General features: G+C 73.5%; 13 protein-coding genes. 3 read left to right on the top strand and 10 right to left on the bottom strand.

Annotated features, from left to right (window positions below; all coding sequences use genetic code 11):
* Window positions 1-7 precede the first annotated feature (7 nt).
* The 5 genes from ACGFQC_RS28820 to ACGFQC_RS28800 are packed head-to-tail and all read right to left on the bottom strand — an operon-like array spanning window position 8 to window position 11170.
* Window positions 8-5647 (bottom strand): SDR family NAD(P)-dependent oxidoreductase, encoded by a 5640-nt coding sequence (locus tag ACGFQC_RS28820; protein ID WP_363090105.1) that lies wholly within the window; start codon window positions 5645-5647, stop codon window positions 8-10.
* Window positions 5648-5687: 40 nt separating this feature from the next.
* Window positions 5688-8825 (bottom strand): type I polyketide synthase, encoded by a 3138-nt coding sequence (locus tag ACGFQC_RS28815; RefSeq protein ID WP_363090106.1) that lies wholly within the window; start codon window positions 8823-8825, stop codon window positions 5688-5690.
* A 52-nt stretch (window positions 8826-8877) separates the two neighbouring features.
* The gene (locus ACGFQC_RS28810) at window positions 8878-9615 is read right to left on the bottom strand and encodes an alpha/beta fold hydrolase (protein WP_363090107.1); all 738 of its coding nucleotides are present in this window, start codon (window positions 9613-9615) and stop codon (window positions 8878-8880) included.
* Window positions 9612-10862, bottom strand: coding sequence for a cytochrome P450 (locus ACGFQC_RS28805; protein WP_363090108.1), 1251 nt, complete (start codon window positions 10860-10862; stop codon window positions 9612-9614). Before ACGFQC_RS28805 ends, ACGFQC_RS28810 begins: the two co-directional genes overlap by 4 nt.
* On the bottom strand, window positions 10859-11170 hold the full coding sequence (locus tag ACGFQC_RS28800) for an acyl carrier protein (protein WP_363090109.1): 312 nt from the start codon (window positions 11168-11170) through the stop codon (window positions 10859-10861). Before ACGFQC_RS28800 ends, ACGFQC_RS28805 begins: the two co-directional genes overlap by 4 nt.
* Window positions 11171-11949: 779 nt before the next feature.
* Between ACGFQC_RS28800 and ddaH the strand changes: the two genes are divergently transcribed.
* From ddaH to ACGFQC_RS28785, 3 genes are all read left to right on the top strand, one after another.
* The gene (gene ddaH / locus ACGFQC_RS28795; RefSeq protein WP_363090110.1) at window positions 11950-12792 is read left to right on the top strand and encodes a dimethylargininase; all 843 of its coding nucleotides are present in this window, start codon (window positions 11950-11952) and stop codon (window positions 12790-12792) included.
* An 81-nt stretch (window positions 12793-12873) separates the two neighbouring features.
* Entirely contained in the window at window positions 12874-13701 is an 828-nt protein-coding gene (locus tag ACGFQC_RS28790) for an alpha/beta fold hydrolase (protein ID WP_363090111.1), read from the top strand.
* A gap of 139 nt (window positions 13702-13840) precedes the next feature.
* Window positions 13841-17005 (top strand): BTAD domain-containing putative transcriptional regulator, encoded by a 3165-nt coding sequence (locus ACGFQC_RS28785; RefSeq protein ID WP_363090112.1) that lies wholly within the window; start codon window positions 13841-13843, stop codon window positions 17003-17005.
* On the opposite strand, the gene ACGFQC_RS28780 is transcribed toward ACGFQC_RS28785, so the two are convergent.
* The 5 genes from ACGFQC_RS28780 to ACGFQC_RS28760 form a co-directional block, all read right to left on the bottom strand.
* A complete protein-coding gene (locus tag ACGFQC_RS28780) occupies window positions 16989-17750 on the bottom strand; it encodes an ABC transporter permease (RefSeq protein WP_363090113.1) in 762 nt (253 codons plus the stop codon). The two genes, ACGFQC_RS28785 and ACGFQC_RS28780, sit on opposite strands and share 17 nt — an antisense overlap.
* Window positions 17747-18685, bottom strand: coding sequence for an ATP-binding cassette domain-containing protein (locus ACGFQC_RS28775; protein ID WP_363090114.1), 939 nt, complete (start codon window positions 18683-18685; stop codon window positions 17747-17749). The genes ACGFQC_RS28780 and ACGFQC_RS28775 overlap by 4 nt, the downstream gene beginning before the upstream one ends.
* 266 nt (window positions 18686-18951) lie before the next feature.
* Window positions 18952-19734 carry an alpha/beta fold hydrolase gene (locus ACGFQC_RS28770; protein WP_363090115.1) on the bottom strand — a complete coding sequence of 261 codons (783 nt, stop codon included), beginning with the start codon at window positions 19732-19734 and terminating at the stop codon, window positions 18952-18954.
* Window positions 19735-19824: 90 nt separating this feature from the next.
* Window positions 19825-20835, bottom strand: coding sequence for a pyridoxal-phosphate dependent enzyme (locus ACGFQC_RS28765; protein WP_363090116.1), 1011 nt, complete (start codon window positions 20833-20835; stop codon window positions 19825-19827).
* A gap of 347 nt (window positions 20836-21182) precedes the next feature.
* Window positions 21183-21902, bottom strand: a complete 720-nt coding sequence (locus tag ACGFQC_RS28760) for an alpha/beta fold hydrolase (RefSeq protein WP_363090117.1) — start codon at window positions 21900-21902, stop codon at window positions 21183-21185.
* Between the last annotated feature and the right edge of the window lie 52 nt (window positions 21903-21954).

The following is a 21954-nucleotide window of genomic DNA, read 5'->3' as shown; positions in this document are numbered from 1 at the left end:
GCTCTCCCTAGCCGAGCTCTTTGTCCAGCAGCGAGAGAAGCTCTCCAGCTGATGCCGAACTGATCCGGTCGACGATGCCGACCGGTGCTGCGTCGCCCGCCATCGAACGGACTCGGCCCTGCAACTCGCCGAGCAGCGTGGAGATGGCGGCCCTGTCCTCGTCCGCGAGATCGAGGAACGCGTCCTCCAGCCGGGTGCCCAGTCCTTCTATCTCCCTGGTCAGGCGGTCGGCCGGGGACTCCTGGTCACCACCGGGGCCGGGGTCGATGCCCGCGGCCAGGAACCGCGCGAGGGTGCCCGGGTTCGGGTAGTCGAACGCGAGCGTGGCGGACAGCTTCAGGCCGGTCACGGCCGCCAGCTTGTTCCGCAGCTCCAGCGCCATGAGCGAATCGATCCCGAGGTCCTTGAACGCCGTACCGGGACCGACCCGCCCGGTGTCGGCGTGGCCGAGGACGATCGCGGTCTGCGCCCGGACGGCGTCGAGCAGCTCCGCCTCCGCGTCGGCCCGCGGCAGCGACCTGAGCCGCTGCGCGATCCCGGCGTCGGTGGCCTCCCGGCTCCCCGGGGTGCCGGGACCGGCGGACGCCCCGATCAGAGAGCGCAGGAGCGGCGAACCCGCCCGGCCGGCGGGCGACGCACCCAGTGCCGCAAGGTTCAGGCGCGCCGGCACCAGCACCGGCTCGTCCCGCGAGATCGCCGCGTCGAAGAGCGCGAGCCCCTCGTGCGACGCCATCGGCTGCACGCCCTGCCGTCGCAGGCGCACGAGGTCCGCCTCACCGAGGTCGGCGCCCAGCTCGCTGCGCTCCGCCCAGTACCCCCAGCACAACGAGCCGGCGGCCAGCCCCTCGGCGCGGCGGGCCTCCGCCAGCCCGTTGAGGAACGCGTTGGCCGCCGCGTAGTTGGCCTGCCCCGCCGTCCCGAGCACACTCGCGATCGAGGAGAACAGCACGAACGCGGACAGGTCCAGGTGCCTGGTCAGCTCGTGCAGGTGCCAGGCGCCGTGCGCCTTGGGCGCCAGCACCGCGTCCACGCGGTCCTCGGTCAGCGCCTCGACGACCCCGTCGTCCAGCGCGGCCGCACAGTGGATCACCGCCGTCAGCGGGTGCTCGTCCGGCACCGCGGCGATCAGTTCGGCGACGGACTCGCGGTGCGTGACATCGCACGCCACGACCTCGACCCGTGCCCCCGCCGCGGTCAGCTCCTCCCGCAGCCCCGCCGCCGCCGGAGCCGCCGGTCCCCGCCTGCTGGTCAGCACCAGCCGGCGCACCCCGTGCCGCTCCACGAGGTGCCGGGCCAGCATCGCCCCCAGGCCGCTGGTACCACCCGTGATCAGCACCGTCCCGGACCCGGGACCGCGGCCGTCCCGCGTGCCGCCGAGGGACCCGCGGCCGGCGGACGCGCCGGGGGCGGGGGCGGGGGCCAGTTGCGGGGTGGTCGCGATGCCGGCCCGGATCTTGAGCTGGGGTTCCCCGGTCGCGGTCGCCGCCGGGAGGAGCGCCCGCGAAGCGGGCCGGTCGTCCGTGTCCACGAGCGTGAACCGGCCCGGGTTCTCGGTCTGCGCGGTGCGCACGAACCCCCAGACCGCCGCCGCCGCGGGGTCGGTGCGGGGGCCCTGGTCGTCGTGGACCGCCCCCCGCGTCACGATGACCAGGCGTGAGCCGGAGAACCGGTCGTCGGAGAGCCAGTCCCGCGTCCACCGCAGCACGCGGTGGAGGTTCCGCCCGACGGCGGCGGGGGTGTCGCCCGCGTCCGCCCGGTCGACCTCGGCGATGACGACGGGGGGTACCGCCTGACCGGAGGCGGCGAGTTCGCCGAGGTCGGCGAAGACCGCCGCGCCCGGTCCCGGGGCCGCGGTGACCGCGTCGGACTCACCCGGGGAGATGCCCCCGCCCAGCACCGCGTACCGGCCCGCGTCCTCCCCGTACGGCACCGGGAGGGGGGCCCAGTCCACCCGGAACAGCGAGTCCCGGTGGTCGAAGCCCAGCTCGGCCAGCCGCCCGGCGTCCACGGGCCGCAGGGTCAGCGACTCGACGCCGCCGAGGGGTGCTCCGTCCTGGTCCGCCACGGCCACGGACAGCGCGTCCTCCCCCGCGGGCGCGAGACGGACGCGCAGCGCGGTCGGCCCGGCGCAGTCCAGACGGAGCCCCGTCCAGCGGTACGGCAGCAGGCCTTCGGACCGGGGGCCGCCGGCGGTCCCTCCCAAGGCGGCCGGGAACAACGCGGCGTGCAGCAGCGCCGGGTGGACCCGGAACCGGCCCGGATCCGCACCGTCGTGCCCGGGCAGCGCGACCTCCGCGAACAGGGTGTCGTCGCGGCGCCACAGCTCCTTCAGACCGCGGAGCAGGGGTCCGTGGCCGAACCCGAGGGCGGACAGCCTGGCGTACTCGTCCTCGAAGGGCACGCCGACCGCGCCGGCGGGAGGCCACGCGGCGAGGTCGTCCTCCCGGCGGACCGCTCCGGTGCCGGACCCGACGACCCCGACGGCGTTGCGCGTCCAGTCGGATTCGCCCGCACCCCGTGAGTGCACGCTGACCACCCGCTTGCCGTCGACCACGACGCGGATCTCACGATCGGCCGTGCGCGACAGCACCAGCGGGGTCTCCAGGGTGAGTTCGTCGACGGTGTCGCACCCCGCCTTGTGCGCCGCCCACACCGCCAGCTCCGCCAGCACGCTTCCCGGCACGAGGACGGCGCCGTGGACGACGTGGTCGGCGAGCCACGGGTGGCGCTCCAGCGACAGGCGCCCGCCGCCCACCACCGCGCCGTGCTCCGCGTCGTCGGGCAGATCGATCACGGCGTCGAGCAGCGGGTGGTCCGACGTGCTCCCGGCGGTGGTCTCGCCGGGCGTGTTCAGCCAGTAGCGCTGCCGCTGGAAGGCGTACGTGGGCAACTCGACCCACCGGCCGTCCCGGTCCGGGAACGCCGCCTCCCACGACACCGCGACGCCCGCCACGAAGGCCTCGGCCACCGACCGGTACAACCGGGCGAGGCCACCGTCGCCGCGGCGCAGCGAACCCACCACCACCCCGTCGGCACCGGGGGTGGCCTCGAGCATCTCCTGGATGTTGATCGTGAGCAGGGGGTGCGGGCTGACCTCGATGAACGCGCTGTGCTCCGGTCCGAGGAGGTGCCTCACGGCGGCTTCGAACCGGACCGGTTCCCGCAGGTTGCGGAACCAGTAGGCCGCGTCCAGCTCCGCGGTGTCGAGCAGATCGCCGGTCACCGTCGAGTAGAACTCCACCGGCGAGGCCACGGGGGCGACCTCGCCCAGCTCGTCCCGGAACCGGTCCTCGAACCGGTCCATCAGCGGCGAGTGCCCGGGAACGCTCGCCGGGATCCACCGCGCGCGAACGCCTTCGGATTCGCAGGTCGCGATCAGTTCCCTGACCGCCGCGGCCTCGCCCGAGACCGTCGTCGAGTAGGGGCCGTTGACCGCGGCGATCACGGCCCGGGACCCCGTACGCTCCAGCAGTTCCCGCACCCGGTGTTCGGGCGCCACGATCCCGGCCATGCCGCCGTCCCGGGTGGACGTGGCCAGCAGCCGGGAGCGCAGGGCCACGATCCTGGCCGCGTCCGGCAGGGTCAGCGCCCCCGCGGCGCAGGCCGCGGCGATCTCACCCTGGGAGTGGCCGATCACCGCGTCCGGTGTCACCCCCAGCGAACGCCACACCCGCGCCAGCGACACCATCATCGCGAACAGCACCGGCTGGACGACATCGATGCGGTCCAGGTCGGCCGCCTTCGGCCCCCCGCACACGGTGTCGATCAGCGACCAGTCCACCCATGGCTCCAGCGCCTGCGCGCACGCGCGCATCTGCTGGGCGAAGACCGGGCTCGACTCCCACAGCTCCCGCCCCATCCCCGCCCACTGCCATCCCTGGCCCGGGAACACGAGCACCGTCCTGGCCACCGGCTTCGCGACGCCGCGGACCACGCCGGCGGGACTCCTGGCCCCCTCGGCCGCGGCGGTCAGGGCGGCGAGCAGCCCGTCCCGGTCCGCGCCGATCACCACCTGGCGGTGTTCGAAGAGCGATCGCGTCGCCACCAGCGCGTGCGCCACTCCCGCGACCGGCAGGTCCGGGTCCGCGGCCACGCCGTCCCGCAGCCGCAGCGCCTGCTCCCGCAGCGCCTCCGCCGACCGCGCCGACAGCACCCACGGCACCGCCGCGGGGACGCCGGCGGGCGCCTGCCCGGTGGCGGGGTCCCCGGCCGGACGAACCGGGGCGTCCTCCTCCGCGGGTGCCTGCCCGAGCCCTTCGGGTGCCTCCTCGAGGACGAGGTGCGCGTTCGTGCCGCTGACCCCGAAGGACGACACGCCCGCGCGCCGGGGCCGTCCCGGGGTGCTCGGCCACTGCCTGGCCTCGGTCAGCAGCTCCACCGCCCCAGCCGACCAGTCCACGTGCGGGGTCGGGCGGTCCACGTGCAGCGTCCTGGGCAGCACCCCGTGGCGCATCGCCATGATCATCTTGATCATCCCGCCGACGCCCGCGGCGGCCTGCGTGTGTCCGATGTTCGACTTCAGCGAGCCCAGCCACAGCGGGTCGCCGGGGTCCCGGTCCTGCCCGTAGGTGGCCAGCAGCGCCTCCGCCTCGATGGGGTCGCCCAGCTTCGTGCCGGTCCCGTGCGCCTCCACCGCGTCCACCTCGCCGAGCGACAGCCCGGCATCGGCCACGGCTGCCCGGATGACCCGCTGCTGCGCCAGGCCGCTCGGCGCGGTCAACCCGTTGGACGCCCCGTCCTGGTTGATCGCCGAGCCCCGGATCACCGCCCAGATCCGGCGCCCGTGGCGCAGCGCGTCCGACAACCGCTCCAGCACCAGCACGCCCGCGCCCTCGCCCCAGCCGGTTCCGTCGGCCGCCTCTGCGAACGACTTGCACCGGCCGTCGGCCGACAGGCCCCGCTGCCGGGCGACCTCCACGAACATCCCCGGAGTCGGCATCGCGGCCACACCACCGGCCAACGCCAGGGTGCACTCCCCGGAGCGCAGGGACCGCACGGCCTGGTGGACGGCGACCAGCGACGACGAGCACGCGGTGTCGGTCGACACCGCCGGGCCCTCCAGACCCAGCACGTACGCCACCCGGCCCGAGGCCACGCTGGTGTACGTCCCCGCGATCGCGAAGCCCTCCACCTCGCCGGCCGCCCCGCCGCCCATCCGCGGGCCGTAGTCGACCCCGTAGATCCCGGTGAACACCCCGGTCGCCGAGCCCCGCAGCACGGCCGGGTCGATACCCGCCCGCTCCAGCGCCTCCCACGACGTCTCCAGCATCAGCCGCTGCTGCGGATCCATCGCCAGCGCCTCTCGCGGGCTGATCCCGAAGAACGCCGGGTCGAACTCCGCGAGACCGGTCAGGAATCCTCCCGAGCGCGTGTACGTCTTCCCGTGCGCCCCGGGATCCGGGTCGTACAGCGCGTCCACGTCCCACCCGCGGTCCGACGGGAAGTCGCCCATCGCGTCCACGCCTTCGGACACGACCTCCCACAGCCCTTCGGGGGACGTCACCCCACCCGGGAAGCGACACCCCACGCCCACGACCGCGACGGGCTCGCGAGCGGACTCCTCCAGCTCGCGCACCCGCTCGCGCAGGGCCTGCGCGTCGCCGACAGCGCGTCGCAGGTAGGACCGGAGCTTGTCGACGTCCTCCACCAGGACCTCCCCCAACAGTTGCTTAGAAGAACGGGTGCGGCTAGATGTATCCGCGGTCGATCAATTCGTACAGATCGTCATCACTGCGACTTTCCAGGCTCGTCTCCTGCGCCGTCTCCTGCGCCGTCTCCTTCGCCGTCTCCTGCGCCGTCTCCGGGGCGTCGGGCGCCTTCGGCCCGAGGAGGGAGAAGAGGTGGCGGCCGAGCGCCTGCGGAGTGGGGTGGGTGAACGCGACGGTGGCCGGGAGCCGCACACCGGCCGCCGCGGTGAGCCGGTTGCGGAGCCGCACGGCCATCGACGAGTCGAAACCCAGGTCCTTGAAGGTCTCGGCCGACCTCGCCGCGAGATCGGCGCCCGTCAGATCCGTGCCCTTCGCGCTCAGTACCGCCGCCGTCTGGGCGCACACCAGAGCGCGGACCGACCGTTCCGAACCCAGGTCCGCCGCCCTGGTGTCCGCGCCCCGTCCGCTCGCGTGCGCGAAGGGGCCCGTGTCCGTGGTGCCGGTGTCCTCGGGCGCGGTCAGCCAGTACCGCCGCCGTTGGAACGCGTAGGTCGGCAGGCCGATCCGGCGCGGCCGGCCCGCGGCGAACGCCGCTCCCCAGTCCACCGGCACACCACGCACGTACAACTCGGCCAGCGACGTGAGGACCTTGCCCGCGCTCCCGTCGTCCTTGTGCAGGGTGCCCACCACCACCGGCGGGACCGCCAGCGCGTCGGCGGTCTCCTCCATCGCCACCGCGAGCACCGGGTGCGGACTGACCTCCACGAACACACCGCCGCGCTCACGCATCAGGTTCTCGACGACCTCGCCGAAACGCACCGTCGAACGCAGGTTGTCGTACCAGTACGAGCCACCGAGCCGACGCGTGTCGAGCAACCCCCCGGTGACCGTGGAGTGGAACTCCACCGCCGATCGCCTCGGCGAGACGCCCGAGGTGGCCTCGAGCACCCGGTCCCGGATGCGTTCGACCTGGTGGGAGTGCGACGCGTAGTCGATCCTGACCCGGCGCACCCGGACACCGTCACCGGCGGCCATCGTGGCGAACTCCTCCAGCGCCCCGAGGTCCCCGGAGATCACCACGGAAGCCGGCCCGTTGACCGCCCCCACGGAGAGCTGCCCGGCCCACCGGCCCAACCGGTCCTCGACCCATGCGAGGGGCGCGGCCACCGCGCTCAGGCCGCCCTGGGCGGCCAGCTCCGTCAACGCCCGGCTGCGCAGGGCGACGATCCGCGCCGCGTCCTCGAGGGAGATCGCGCCTGCCGCGCACGCCGCGGCGATCTCTCCCTGCGAGTGGCCCACCACCGCGTCGGGGACCACTCCCAGCGACCGCCACACCCGCGCCAGGGACACCATCATCGCGAACAGCGCCGGCTGGACCACGGAGTCCCCGCGCTCCAGCGACGGCGCCGACTCCGCGCCGGTCACCAGGTCCACCAGTGACCAGTCCAGCCACGGCGCCAGAGCACGCGCGCACTCGTCGATCGCGCGCGCGAAGACCTCCGACTCCGCGTACAGCCGCTTCCCCATGCCCGGCCACTGCGACCCCTGGCCGGGGAACACGAAGACGACCGGACCCACCGGCCCCGTGGCCACCCCGCGGACCGTCCGCGCCGCGTCACCGCCCGCCGCCACCAGGTCGAGACCGGCCAGCGCCTCCTCACGGCCCCCGCCGAGCACCACCGCCCGGTGCTCGAACGACGACCGCGCCGACACCAGCGCGCGCCCCACGTCGGCCGTCGACAGCGACGCGTCCGCGACCACCAGGTCCCACAACCGCGTCGCCTGCTCCCGCAGGGCCGGCTCCGTGCGCGCCGACAGCACCCACGGCACCACCCCGAAGACGCCCGCGGAGGCCGGTCCCCCGCCTGCGGCACGGGGTTGCGCCCGCTCCTCGGGTGCCTGTTCGAGGATCACGTGCGCGTTGGTGCCCCCCATCCCGACCGACGTCACCCCTGCCCGCCGCGGCCGGCCCGGCACGCCCGGCCAGGGCCGCGCGGCCCTCAGCACCTCGAAGTCCTCGTGGAAGTCCGGGACGGCGGGGTTCGGAGACCGGAAGTTCGGGTTCGGGACCAGCTGGGCGCGGTCCAGGCAGAGCGCCGCCTTCACGAAGCCGACGATTCCCGCGGCCGGCTCCAGGTGCCCGACGTTCGCCTTCACCGAGCCGATCGCCAGGGGGCGGCTCCGGCCGGTCTCCCGGAACACCTCGCGCAGACCGGACAACTCCGCCGGGTCGCCGAGTCGTGTGCCGGTGCCGTGGGCCTCGACGTAGTCGACGCCGTCGAACGGAACGGCCGCGCGCCGGAGGGCGGACAGTACGGCCGCCGCCTGCCCGCCGGGGCTGGGATCCGGCATCCGGGAGGACGCGCCACCGTTGCCGACGCCCCAGCCCCGGACCACCGCGTAGACGTGATCGCCGTCGGCGAGGGCGAGGTCGAGCCGCTTGAGCAGGACGAACGCTCCGCCCTCTCCCCGGACGAAGCCGTTGGCCCGTTCGTCGAAGGGGAAGCAGCGGCCGTCGGGAGAGAGGGCTCCCAGATTCGCCAGGCCCAGTCCCGCTTCCGGATCGACGATCAGGTGGACGCCGCCCGCGATCGCCATGTCGACCGCGCCGCCGCGTATCCGTTCGCACACCAGCGCCAGCGACACGAGGGAGGAGGACTGGCCCGAGTCCGCGCAGAAACTCATTCCGCGGACGTCGAGCAGGTTCGAGATCCGGTTCGCGATCAACGCACCGCTCGAGCCGAGCGCGGCGTAGTGGTCGTCCCGGTCGCTGCCGGACAGCTTGCGCAGCAGCTCGTACCCCGAGGGCGCGGCGCCGACCACGACGTCGATCTCGCGGCCCGCGAGCGCGGCCGCCGGAACGCAGGCGTCCTCGACGGCCTCCCAGGCGAGCTCCAGCCCCAGCCGCTGCACGGGGTCCATGGCGGCCGCCTCCGCCGCGGACGTTCCGAAGAACTCCGCGTCGAACCCGTCGACGGAGTCGAGGAACGAACCCGCGTTCACGGTGGCGGCGTCCGGGTGGGGCGTGCGGTCGGAGTCGACGGCCCGGTGCTCGGGGAACGTTCCGACGGTCGACCTCCCGTCGAGCAGCAGGCGCCAGAACTCACCCAGGTCGTGCACACCGGGGAAGCGGCACGACATCCCGATGACGGCGATGCCGGTGGCTGCGTCACTCATACGAATTCCTTCCGGTTCCCTCGGTGTACGGCTGTCGCGGGCGGCGCCGCCCTCACCGCCGGCGGGCCAGCAGCCTTTGCAGCTCGTCCGGCGCGTCCATGAAGTCGTAGTGGCCGCCGTCGACGACCCGGAAGTCGACGGAATCCGAGTACCGGCGCCACCCCTGGAGCTCGTCGAGGCTCACGTCGGGGTCGTCCCGCCAGTGCAGCACGACGATGGGGCATCGCACGGCGACCGGCTCCTGCCGCCGGTAGGCGCCCGCGGCGGCGTGATCGCGGAGCAGCACCATGAGGCCGAGGTCGACCATGTCCGGCCGCGGCTCGATGCCCCGGCCGCGGAGGAACGACTCCACCTCGGCGCGCAGTTCGGACTCGGTCATGGTGAGCATCCGGTCGCGTGAGGCGTCGTGCGGTGCCGGCTGGCCCGACACGAAGAGGCGGTCCGGCCCGGGCAGGCCGAGTTCGGCGAGCCGGACAACGGTCTCGTACGCGGGCAGCGCGCCCGCGCAGTGCCCGAAGAACGCGAACGGCCGGTCGAGCAGCGGCACCAGGGGGTCGACCAGGCCGGCGGCGAGGTCCTCGTAGGTGCCGTAGTGGGGTTCGGCCAACCGGTTCTCACGGCCGGGGAACTGCACCGGGCAGACCTCGACGCCGTCGATCGCGGCCGGCCAGGCGCTGAAGGCCGAGGCCCCGGACCCGGAGAAGGGGAAGCAGAAGATCCGGGCGGGGTGGACGGTGGACGGCGGCCGGACGAACCACGGCGACGCGGCGGTGGTGGAGCCGGATGTCATGGCGTCCTTCGTTTCTGGGCGACGACGGGGAGGTGGGTCATGCCGGCGATGAAGTACGACCGCAGGTGCTGCGGTTCGCCGTCGAGCTCGATCGATCCGAACCGCTGGAGCAGTTCCTCGAAGAAGACCCGCAGGGTCAGCCGGGCCAGCGGCGCCCCGACGCAGAAGTGCGGCCCGAACCCGAACGCGATCTGGCGCTTGGCGCCCTCGCGGGTGATGTCGAACTCGTGCGGGTCGGTGAACAGGGACTCGTCCCGGTTGGCCGACCCGATCCACGCGACGACCGCCCCGCGGGCCGGGATCGTGCCCCCGCCGATCCGGACGTCGTCCACCGCGTACCGCATGAAGTTGCACGCGGCCGACGTCCAGCGCAGCCCCTCCTCGACGAGGTTCGGGACCAGCGACGGGTCGGCCTGCGCCTTGGCGAACTGCTCGGGCCGCTCGATGAGGGCGTGCACCGTGCCCGAGACGGTGTGCGGCGTCGTCACGTTGGCGCCCAGGAGAATGCTGTAGCCGTCGAGGGCGATCTCCTCGTCGGTCAGCGGCGCGTCTCCCGCGCGGGCGGTCATGAGGTGGTCAAGCAGGCTCCCGTCCTCGCCTCCGGCCGACCGCCGTCGCTTCACCCAGTCGGTGACGTAGGTGACGAGTTCGTGGTGGGCGATGGCCAGCGTCGCGGCTTCGCTGCCGTGCTGGAAGTGCGGGTCCGAGGGGGCCGTCACCATCGCGGTCAGCTGCACGAGTTCGTCCCAGTCCCGCTCCGGGATGCCCAGCAGGGGGCCCGTGACGATCGCCGGCAGGAGCAGCGCGCCCTCGGCCAGGTCGAAGGTGCCGCCGTCGAGCGCCGGTTCGAGGAAGCGCACGATCGCCTGCCGGATCCGGTCCTCCCAGGGCGCCACCGCCCGCGCGGTGAGCTTGGCGCCGATCGCCCTGCGGACCTGGGTGTGCCGCGGCGGGTCGGTGGACGTCAGCAGTCTGCCCGCCGCGACGTCGTCCACCCCGAGGTGGGTGACCACCGTGCCGCGCTCCGAGGTGAACTCCCGGTGGTCGCCGAGCACACGGCAGACGTCGTCGTAGCGGGTCACCGACCAGAACTCCCGGCCGTCCGGCAGGACCTGGTGGTGCAGGGGCGCCTTCGCCCGCATCACGTCCCAGATCGGGTGCGGATCGCCCGAGGTGTAGAGGTCCAGGTCGAACAGGTCGACGCGGTCGAGGTCGACGTCGCGCGCGGCACCCGGCGTCAACCTCACGTCCGTGCCCTCCCCTGCTCGATCAGGTCGGCGACCCGGGCCGGGGTCTGCGCCAGGTAGAAGGCGCGCACGGACAGTTCGACGCCGTAGTCCCGGGACACCCGATCAATGATCTTGATCCCGGTCAGCGAATTGCCGCCGAGTGCGAAGAAGTCGTCGTCCGGCCCGACCTCCTGGCCGTCGAGGTGTTCCCCCCACAGCGCCGATATCTCCTTCACGAGTGACGCCGGCGCACCCGAGGGCTCGGCCTGCCGTTCCGACGCCTCGTCCTGTCCGCCTCGCTGGGGGACCCGCGGCCACGATTCCATTTCCAGCCTTTCCTTTCTCGGCCGAACGGGAATGTCCGCTCACGCCATTGTCGGCCCCGTCCCCGGACCGTCACGGCCGCTGGGGCCCTTTCCGCTGTCCCGCCGGCGGGACGAATTCCTTGAACGGCCGGACGGGCATCTCGCGTTTCTCTTCGGCTCACGCCGTGCTGGTGACGTCCGGCGCTCGCCGGCCGGACGGGGTGGAGAGCGGACCGGCGAGTCCGCGTGCCGACGCCGCCCGCGGGCGTTCCGCGCCTGTCGTCCGGCGGCCGGCTCGTGCCGCGTTGCCTTCGGTCCCGGGGCGGGAGGCCGACCCGTCCCGGCCGGAACCGGGGCGGAAGGCCGACCTGGTGGGCCACCGCTTCGGGCAGTGCGCCCGGGAACCTCGCGACGCCAAGCTAAGTGGCCGGGGAAAGGCAGTGCAAGAGATGACGGCGCGGACGCCCCGCCGGGCATCGGCTGTCCCGTCGACAGGACAGTAATGTGGGTGCCCGTGCCCTCCGATGTGGGTGCCCGTGCCCTCCGACCGCTTCCCGCTGCCTCTTTCACCGGGGATGCGATTTCAGGGTGTATGTTCCTGGCCGATAACGTCCTCGGACAACTGAACCGGGGACCGATTCCCGCTGGAAATCGCAGCGCACGGGCAGGGTGATCCTCCTTCCCCCGAAATGCCGGGCCGGCCGCCAGAAGCGCCGGTCCGGCACTCCGCTCCCCCTCCCGGAGCCGCGCCGGAATCAATTCGGGAATTCTCGGCGTTCCACCGACAGAAGGGACTCCAGGTGCCTCACGCACAGCCGGAACGGACGGCGCAGGAACAGCGAAAGACATCGCCTCGGCGTTATCTGATGTGCCGTCCCACGCACTTCGACGTCACCTACTCGATCAATCCGTGGATGGACCCGGACCGCCCCACCTCGGCGGAGACGGGACTGGCCCAGTGGAAGGAGCTGTTCGAGACGTTCGTCGGTCTGGGCCACGACGTGCGGCTGATCGAGCCCGTGCCGGGCCTTCCCGACATGGTCTTCGCCGCGAACGGCGCCGTCGTCGTGGACGGCAAGGTGCTCGTCGCGCGCTTCAGGCACCCCCAGCGCAGGGACGAGTCCGCGGCCTACCTGGAGTGGTTCGGCCGCGGCGGCTGGTCCACGGTCCGGCAGGCGGAGTACGTCAACGAGGGCGAGGGCGACTTCCTGTGCACGGGCGGGGAGATCCTGGCCGGCACCGGCTTCCGCTCCGACCCGCGGGCCCACGACGAGGTGCGCGAGTTCTTCGGACGCCCCGTGATCAGCCTGTCCCTCGTCGATCCGCGGTTCTACCACCTCGACACGGCTCTGGCGGTGCTCGGGGACGACGAGGTCATGTACTACCCGGGGGCGTTCTCCCCGCAGAGCCGGGCCGTGCTGGCCGAGCGGTTCCCGGACGCGATCCTGGCCGAGGAGGCCGACGCCGCCGTGTTCGGCCTCAACGCGCTGTCGGACGGCCGCAACGTCGTCCTGCCCCGGGCGGCCACCGGCCTCGCGGCGCAGTTGCGTGAGCGCGGCTACCACCCCGTCGGCGCCGATCTGACCGAGCTGCTGAAGGCCGGGGGCAGCGTCAAGTGCTGCACGCTCGAACTGCGGGAATGAACCGCGAAGCCGCGTGAGGGCGGCGCGGTCCGCGGGCTGCCCCGCCGGCGGGACGCCGGCACCGGAACGCGAGGGGGAACGATGACAGTCACACGCCGTCACGACACCGTGCACAGCGCGTGGATCCGGCAGTTCCACGATCCCGGAGCCGACGGCCCGGTCCTGGTCTGCTTCCCCCACGCCGGGGGCTCGGCGTCGGCCCACCTTCCCCTCTCCGAGGAGCTGTCCGCCGCGGCCGAGGTGCTGATCGTGCAGTACCCGGGCAGGCAGGACCGGCTGGCCGAGCCCGCCCTGGAGGATCTCCGGCAGATGGCGGACCGGGCCGCGCACGCCCTGTCGCCCTGGCGGAACCGGCCGTTGGCCCTCTTCGGGCACAGCATGGGATCCCTCCTGGCGTACGAGGTGGCGCTGCGGCTCGAACGGCGCCGGGGCCACGCCCTCATGGGGCTGGTCGTCTCGGGCCGGGCCGCCCCGTCCGTCCCGTCCGACCGGGGAGTCCACACCATGGACGACGAGCGCCTGACCGGACATCTGGCCGAACTCGCGGGCACACCGCCCGCGTTGCTGGCCGACAAGGACCTCCTGGCCGCCGTCCTGCCCTCGGTGCGCGCCGACTTCAGGGCCGTCGAGACCTACCGGGACCACGCGGGTCACAAGGTCGGCTGTCCCATCAGCAGTTACTGCGGGACGAAGGACGCGGGTGTGCCGCGTGACGGCCTCGGGAAGTGGGCCGAGTACACGACCGGGCGGTGGACGACCAGGCTCTTCGACGGCGGCCACTTCTACCTGCAGTCCCGAAAGCGCGAGGTGGCCCGGGCCGTCCTCCAGGACCTGGCGGCCTTCACCGCGGCGGAAACGGCGGGGCACGACCGGCGGCCGACCGCCACCGCCCGGGACTTCGCGGGATGACACCGTCGGCCGGTCCGTGCCCGCACCGCCGCCGCGGCCCCCGCACCACCGCCCCGCCCGCGCCTGCCCCCCTGAAGGGGACGTACCGCAACGCGTCAGAGGGGGAATACCAGCCGAACACCCGTGGCAAAATCAGCGGGTGCAGATCAAGGTGCTGGGTCCATTCGAGTTGCGCACGGACGACGGCGGCTTGGTCGACGTGCCGGGCGCGCGGCTGCGCGGACTGCTGACCGCCCTCGCGCTCAAGCCGGGTCAGGTGGTTCCCAAGGCGTCGCTCGTCGACTGGATCTGGGGAGAACGCCCGCCCGCCGACGCGGCGAACGCCCTGCAGCGCCTGGTCTCCCGGCTGCGGAAGGCACTGCCGGACGGGGTGGTCGAAGGGCAGACGGACGGCTACCGGCTGACGGTGGAACCCGACGCCGTCGACGCCGTGCGGTTCGAACGCCTCTTCACCGCCGGCCAGGCCCGCGCCGAGGACGCCTCCCGGCGCGTGCGGCTGCTGCGCGAAGCCCTCGAACTGTGGCGCGGTGCGGCCATGCAGGACGTCGGCGTGCAGGACAGCGCCGCGTTCGACGCCGCGGTCGTCCGGCTGGAGGGGCTGCGCCTGACCGCCACGGAGGAGCGCTTCGACGCGGAGGTCGCCCTCGGGCGCGGCACGGAGGTGGTCACGGAGCTGACCGACCTGGTGGCCGCGCACCCGATGCGGGAACGGCTCGTCGCCGCGCTGATGCGCGCCCTCGTCGCGGCCGGCCGCAACAGCGAGGCGCTGCTGGTGTACCAGCGCGCGAGGGAGGCCCTGGCCGACGCGCTGGGCGTCGACCCCTCGCCGGAGCTGGCCGCGTTGCACGTCGGGCTGCTGCGGGGCGAGCTGGGGCAGGGCCTGCGGCAGCGGGAAGCGGGCCGCAGGACCAACCTGCGCGCCGAGCTGACCACCTTCGTCGGCAAGGACGCCGACGTCGCCGCGGTCCGCGGGCTCGTCGCCGAGCACCGGCTCACCACCGTGATCGGGCCGGCCGGCTCGGGGAAGTCCAGGCTGGCCACGGAGACCGCGCGCACGCTGCTCGACGACCTGCCGGACGGGGTCTGGCTGGTGGAGCTCGCCGGCATCCGCGCCAACGGTGAGGTGGCCGACGTGGCGCAGTCGACGCTCACCGGACTCGGCCTGCGGGACGCCCTGCTCGGCGGGGCCCCGAACGCGGAGCCGACGGACCGGCTCGTCGCCGCGGTCCGCGAGCGGGAGGCACTGCTGATCCTGGACAACTGCGAACACGTGATCGAGGCCGCGGCGGTGTTCGCCCACCGGGTGCTCGGGGAGTGCCGGCGGCTGCGGATCCTGGCGACGAGCCGGGAACCGCTCGGCATCACCGGGGAGGCGCTGTGGCCGGTCGAGCCGCTGGCCCTCCCGGAGGCGGACGCGGGCCCCGGCGAGATCGCGGCCTCACCCGCCGTCCGGCTGCTGCGGGACCGGACCGGGGCGGTGCGCCAGGACCTCTGGGGCGACGCCCGCACGCTGGCGACGATGGCGCGCGTCTGCCGGACGCTGGACGGGATGCCGCTGGCGATCGAACTGGCCGCGGCCCGGTTGCGCACCATGTCCATCGACCAGCTCGCCGACCGGCTCGACGACCGGTTCCGCCTGCTGACCAGCGGCAGCCGGATCGCGATGCCGCGGCACAGGACGCTGCGCGCGGCCGTCGACTGGAGCTGGGAGCTGCTCACCCACGCCGAGCGGGTGGTCCTGCGCCGGCTCGCGGTGTTCTCCGGCGGGGCGAGCCTGGAGGCGGCCGAACGGGTCTGCGCGGGCGACGCGGTCGAGCAGGAGCAGGTGCTGGAGCTGCTCACCGCGCTGACCGAGAAGTCGCTGCTGCTCGCCGAGGGCGTCGGCGCCCCGCGCTACCGCATGATCGGCACGATCAGGGAGTACGCCCGGCACCGGCTCGCGGAGGCGGGGGAGTCGGACCGGGTGCGCCGCGCCCACCTGGCGTACTTCACCGAGCTCGCCGAGACCGCGGAGCCGCATCTGCGCCGCGCCGAGCAACTGGACTGGCTGGCCATGCTGGAGGCCGAGCACGACAACATAGGTACGGCGATGGGCGGCGCGCTCGCGGCGGGCGAGGCGCAGGCGGCGATGCGGCTCGCGGCGGGCGCGGGCTGGTACTGGTGGCTCGGCGGGCACAGGACCGAGGGCTTCGAGCTGATCACCACGGCCACCAGGACGCCCGGCGAGGTGACCGACGAGGTCCGCGCCATGGTGTACGCGCTGGTCGTCCTGTTCGTGAGCTCCGGGCGGGGCGACGAGCGCCAGGCCGCGCGGTGGATCCACGAGGCGCACCGGTTCAGCCGGCGCAGCCGGCACCGCTCCCCGCTGCTGGGGCTCGTCACCGCGCTGGAACGCATGCTGCAGGCGCCCGACGCGTTCCTGCCCGCGTTCGAACCGCTGCTCGACAACGAGGACCCCTGGGTGCGTGCCCTGGCCCGGCTGCACCTGGGCAAGATGCGGATCATGCTCGGCCGGGACGGGCGGGACGCGGACGCGTACCTGGAGAGGGCGCTCACCGAGTTCCGGGCGCTCGGGGAGCGGTTCGGGATCTCGTTCGCCCTGACCGAGCTGGCGGACCGGATCGCCGTGCGCGGCGAGTTCGCCGGTGCGTGCGAGCACTACGAGCAGGCGATCGCGGTCGTCACCGAGGTCGGTACCACCGAGGACGTCATCCGGATGCGGTCGCGGCAGGCGCAGCTGTACTGGCTGCTGGGCGACGAGGACGCCAGCGCCGCCGCCATCGCCGAGGCGCAGCGGCGCGCGGAGCGGGTCACCTGGCCGGACGCGCTGGCCGAACTGGCCCTCGCCAAGGCGGAGCTCGCCCGGTGGGGCGGCGACGCCGGGGAGGCGCACCGGCAACTCGGTGTCGTGACGGCCGTCCTGGGCGACGGAGCGGAGCGGGCGGACGTCCGCGCGGTGACGCACGACCTGCTCGGCTATCTCGCCGACGACCTCGGCGAGGCCCGGGCGCACCGCGCGGCGGCCTGCGAGGCGGCGTCCGAGGCGGGGTACGCGCCGCTGACCGCGCAGGTGCTCGTCGGGGTCGCGGACCTGGCGCTGCGCCGCGGTGAGCCCGAGCAGGCCGCGCGGCTGCTGGCGGCGAGCACGGGCGTACGCGGGCTGCAGGACCGCTCCCACCCGGACGCGGCGCGGATCGAGCAGAGCGCGCGGAGCCGCCTCGGCGACGCGCGGTTCGCCGAGGCGGCTCGGGAGGGGACACGGACCGGCTGGTCTCAGCTGGTCGGGGTCACGCTCGCTTCTTGAACGTGGAGACCGCCCACACGTACCCGAGGACGGTGAGCCCGACGCACCAGGCGACGGCCGCGATCGCGTCGTCGCCCGACGGTTCGCCCGCCAGCAGCCCGCGCAGCGTCTCGATGATCGGGGTGAAGGGCTGGTACTCCGCGAACTGCCGCGCGCCGGCCCCCATGGTCTCCGCGGGCACGAACGCGCTGCTCAGGAACGGCAGCATGACCAGCGGCACGGTGGCCAGGCCCGCCGACTCCGCGGTCTTCGCGGCCAGCCCCAGGGCGATGGTGAGCCAGCTGGTCGCGAAGGTGAGCAGTACGACGAGACCGAGCACGCCGAGCCAGTCGAGGGCGCTCGCCTCCGGGTCGAACCCCATCGCGAAGGCCACCCCGACGATGGCCGCGCAGGCCACCAGGCAGCGCACCGTGGTGACGACGACCTGTCCGGTCAGCACGGCACCGCGGGAGACGTCCATGGCCTTGAACCGGTTGATGATGCCCTTCCTCATGTCGTCGTTCACGGCCGCCGCGGTGGACCCCAGCCCGTAGCTGACGGCCATCACGAGCAGACCCGGCGTCACGTAGTCGATGTACTCCTCACCGACGCTGAAGGCACCGCCGAGCACCTTGACGAACATGAGCATGATGACAATCGGGAACAGGACCGCGTTGAACAGCACGAGCGGGTTCCGCAGGGTGTGCTTCAGGTTGCGGCGCAACATGATCATCGTGTCGGCCAACGCCGTCGGGACACTGCTCACTGTGCGACCGCCTCCGCGCTCGGGCGCCCGGTCAGGGCGAGGAAGACGTCGTCGAGGTCCGGTGTGTGCACGGAGAACTCCTGGGCGTTGACGTGGTGCTCGTCGAGCCGGTCGAGCAGGGCCCGCAGCGACCTCGACTGGCCGTCGCTGGGCACCCGCAGGATCAGCTCCTGGTCGTCCCGCGTGGCCCCGGTCAGGACCCGCGCCGCCGCGTCGAGTTCGTCGAGGTCGGCGAACCGGAGCCGGACGTGGGTGCCGGGGACCTGGCGCTTGAGCTCCTCGGGGGTGCCCTGGGCGACCAGCCGGCCCTGGTCGAGCACGACGACCTGGTCGGCGAGCTGGTCGGCTTCCTCGAGGTACTGGGTGGTGAGGAAGATGGTGGTGCCGTCGGCCACCAGCTCGCGGACGATCCCCCACATGGTGCGCCTGCTGCGCGGGTCGAGGCCCGTCGTCGGCTCGTCCAGGAAGATGATCTGCGGGTTGCCGACCAGCGTCATCGCCAGGTCCAGCTTCCGGCGCATCCCCCCGGAGTAGGTCGACGACATCTTGTCCGCCGCCTCCAGCAGGTCGAACCGCTCCAGCAGCCGCGTGACCACCTGGCCACCGGAGCGCACGCGCCTCAGGTCCGCCATCAGCTGGAGGTTCTCCCGGCCCGACAGCAACTCGTCCACCGCGGCGAACTGACCGGTCACCCCGATGGCCGCGCGCACCTGCCTGGTCGCGGTGGCCACGTCGTGCCCGGCGACGCGCACCGTCCCGGCGTCGGCCTTCAGCAACGTCGCCAGGACGTTGACCGTGGTCGTCTTGCCCGCCCCGTTGGGGCCGAGCATGGAGAAGACCGATCCCGCGGCGACGTCGAAGTCGATGCCGTCGAGCACGACCTTGTCGCCGAATGCCTTGCGCAGCCCCGTCACTGCGATTGCCGTACTTGTCATGCCCCCACTGTCCTCACCGGGTCTGGCACGGACCGGTCACGTCCCTGACACGGGCGCTGACACGGGCGCCGGCAAGGGCACCGGCACGGCGTCCCACCCCGTCGCCCTCGGCCGAAAAAGTGCTCGTCGCGCGGGCCGGGGGCGGGGCAGGTCCCGTTCGCCCGGGCAGGTCCCGCCGGAAACCGCCGCGTCGGCATGCGGACGCGGGCCGGCGGGCGAACGGCCCGGCGCGTGGCCCTTCTTCGGGCCGGGACCGGAGCCCGGCTTCAGGGACGGCGCGCGTCCGGGGTCAGCCCGCCCCGGACGGTACCGGAGATGATGTCGGTGACCTCCCGGCCGTACTGGTCGAGGTAGAAGTGGCCGCCCCGGAAGACGTGCAGGGAGAATTCGCCGGTGGTGTGCTCCTGCCAGGCCTCGGCCTCGGCGATCGTGGTGTGCGGGTCGTCGTCGCCGATCAGCATGGTGATGGGGCAGTCGAGCCGGACGTCGGTGACCCGGGGATGGGTCTCGATGGCCGTGTAGTCGCCCCGGACGGCGTAGAGGACGGAGGCCCTCAGGTGTTTGTTCTCCAGCCAGACGGGGTCGGTGCCGTTGACGGAGCGCAGTTCGTCGATGATGCCGGCGTCGTCACGGCGGTGCACCGTTCCGCCGCGCAGCCGGGAGGGCGCGGGGTAGCCGGAGGTGAACAGCCAGGCGGGCGGTACGCCGGTGTCGTCCTGGTAGCGGCGGGCCACCTCGAAGGCGAGGATCGAGCCCATGCTGTGGCCGAAGAAGACGGTGGGCCGGCCGTCCTCGGAGCGGCGCAGTGCCGCGTAGGCGAGGTCGGCGAGTTCGGCCAGGCTGTGGACGCAGCCCTCGGCACGGCGGTCCTGCCGTCCCGGGTACTGGACGGCGAGCGTGTCCAGTTCCGGTGAGAGGGCTTCCGACAGCGCGTGGTAGTAGCTCGCCGAACCCCCGGCGTGCGGGAAGCAGACGATGCGGAACTCACTGTCGTCGGTGGGGTGGAAGCGGTGTATCCACTCCCCCTCGAATTTCGTCGCCCCTGTCATGTCCAGCCCTTCCGCGTTCGGGGAGAATGGTGTTCTTCCGGTTCGGTCACGGGTTTCCGCGGTCGCCGGTGCCGCCCGTCGACGGCGGATTCAGCAGGTGTGGCGATCCAGGAGGGACGCCACGAGGCTCGTCTCGACGTTGCCGCCCGAGAGCAGCACTCCGATGTCCCGGGCACGGCCGTCGGCGGCCAGGCGCAGGGCGCCGGCCAGAGCGGTGGCGGCGGCGGGCTCGACCAGCAGCCGGGCGTGGACGAGAACCAGGCACAGCGCCTCGGCGATGGCGCTCTCGTCGATGGTGAAGACCTCGGCGACCGTGTCGTGGACGAGGTCGTAGGGCAGTCGGCCGATGCGGTCGGGGCGCAGCCCGTCGGCGATCGTGGGCTTCACGTCCACCGTGACGGGTCCCCCGGCGCGCAGTGCCGCGGTCAGGGCCGGCACGGCGCTGGGCTCGGCGCCGTAGACGTCGATGCCCCGGCCCGCGGTGGCCAGACAGGCGCCGGCCACCGCGCTGCCGCCCCCGACGGGCAGCACCACCGCGTCCAGGCGGCCGCCGGCCGCGTCCACCTGGTGCAGCAGGTCCGCGGTGGCGGTTCCCTGGCCGGCCACCACGTCCGGGTTCTGGTAGGGGTCGATCTCGTCGTAGCCGCGGGCGTTCCTGAGCTCCTCGACCACCGCGATCCGCTCGGCCAGCGTGGTTCCGGCCTGGAGCACCTCGGCGCCGGTCCCACGGATGCGCCGCACCTTGGTCGAGGTGGCGTCGGTGGGCAGCACCAGCACGGCCGGAAGCCCGTACTGGGCGGCGGCCAGGGCCACGGCTATGGCGTGGTTGCCGGTGGACTGCGCTACCACACCGATGCTGCCGGCCCCCGTCAGCCGCTCCACGGCGAGGAGCGCGCCGCGCATCTTGAAAGAGCCTCCACGCTGGAGGTTCTCCGCCTTCAGCCACAGCCGGGCGCCGGCCACACGCTCCAGTTCCTCGCTGCGCACGACGGGCGTGCGCACCAGGCGGCCGGCGATACGGTGCCGGGCGCCGTGCACCCCTTCGTAGCTCAGGAGCGGTGGCTGGCCGGCGACGGCCACGGCGTTCACGCCGGTCGACATGATGCGTCTCCGTTTCTCTGCGGGTCTCTGCGGGTTCGAGGTGCCTTCGCGGTGGGGGCTCCGCGGGTGCGGAGACCGGGCGTGCGGAGATCGTGCGTGCGTTCGCGTCCCGTCGAGGGGGCGCGAACGCCCGGCCCTCACGGACACCCCGGTGCGTCGGTGCGCGTCGGCCGACGCCGGCCGGCCTGTGGGAACGGCTCGCCACGTCGGGCCGGGTCGGCGGCGCGTGGCGCCGGCCGACGGTACGGCCGGCGGTCCGGCCGGGCGAGGGGTCCCGGCCGGGCCGGCCGGGACCACCGCTCTCCCCGGGGCCCCGCCCCGCGGGCGACCGCCCTCAGCGACCGCCCTCAGCGGCCGCGCGCGGATTCCGCCTCGATCACGTCCAGCACCTGCCGGGCCTGATCGACCAGGTACATGTGATCGCCCGCGAACTCCGCGGAGCTGAACTCGCTCGTGGTCGCCTTCTGCCACTCCTGGGCCTGTTCGGCGCTGACCAGGCCGTCGGCGCTGCCCCGCAGCGAGCAGATCGGCACCGACACCGGTTCGTCGGTGCTCGGGACGTAGTTCTCGTGCATCTCGCAGTCGGCCCGCAGCACGGGGAGGATCAGTTCACGCATCTCCGGGTGGTCGAGAGCCTCGTGCCTGAACCCCGCGAACTCCTCGACCCGCGCGAAGAACTCCTCGTCCGGGAGGCCCGTCGCCCTGCGCTCCCGCTGTGTCCACGGCCCCGGCGAGCCGCTGACGACCAGCCGCTCGACGTGCACGCCGCGCGCGCTCAGCAGGTGCACCAGCTCGTACGCGAGCACCGCGCCCAGGCTGTGCCCGAACAGCACGGTCCGCGTCCCCTCGCCGAGGGCCGCGGCGATGCCGTCGGCCTCGTTCCCGGCCGCCTCGACCACGTTGCGGTACGGCTCCTCCAGGATCCGCCGCTCCCTGCCGGGCAGTTCGACCGGAACCACGCGCCACCGTTCGGCGGCCAGCGCCCGCCACGGGTGGAAGAACGAAGCACCCGCTCCCGCGAACGGCACGCACAGCAGCGTGGCCCGGTCTCCGTGTTCCGTGGACATGCCGGTTTCATCCACCCCGACCAACCCCAATCGTCGATTCGCCGGTTCGTCG

Source organism: Streptomyces sp. NPDC048734 (assembly GCF_043198675.1).
In the GTDB taxonomy this organism is placed as follows: domain Bacteria; phylum Actinomycetota; class Actinomycetes; order Streptomycetales; family Streptomycetaceae; genus Streptomyces.
The sequence above is the reverse complement of the archived record's forward strand: the minus strand, read 5'-3'. Positions and strand labels throughout refer to the sequence as shown.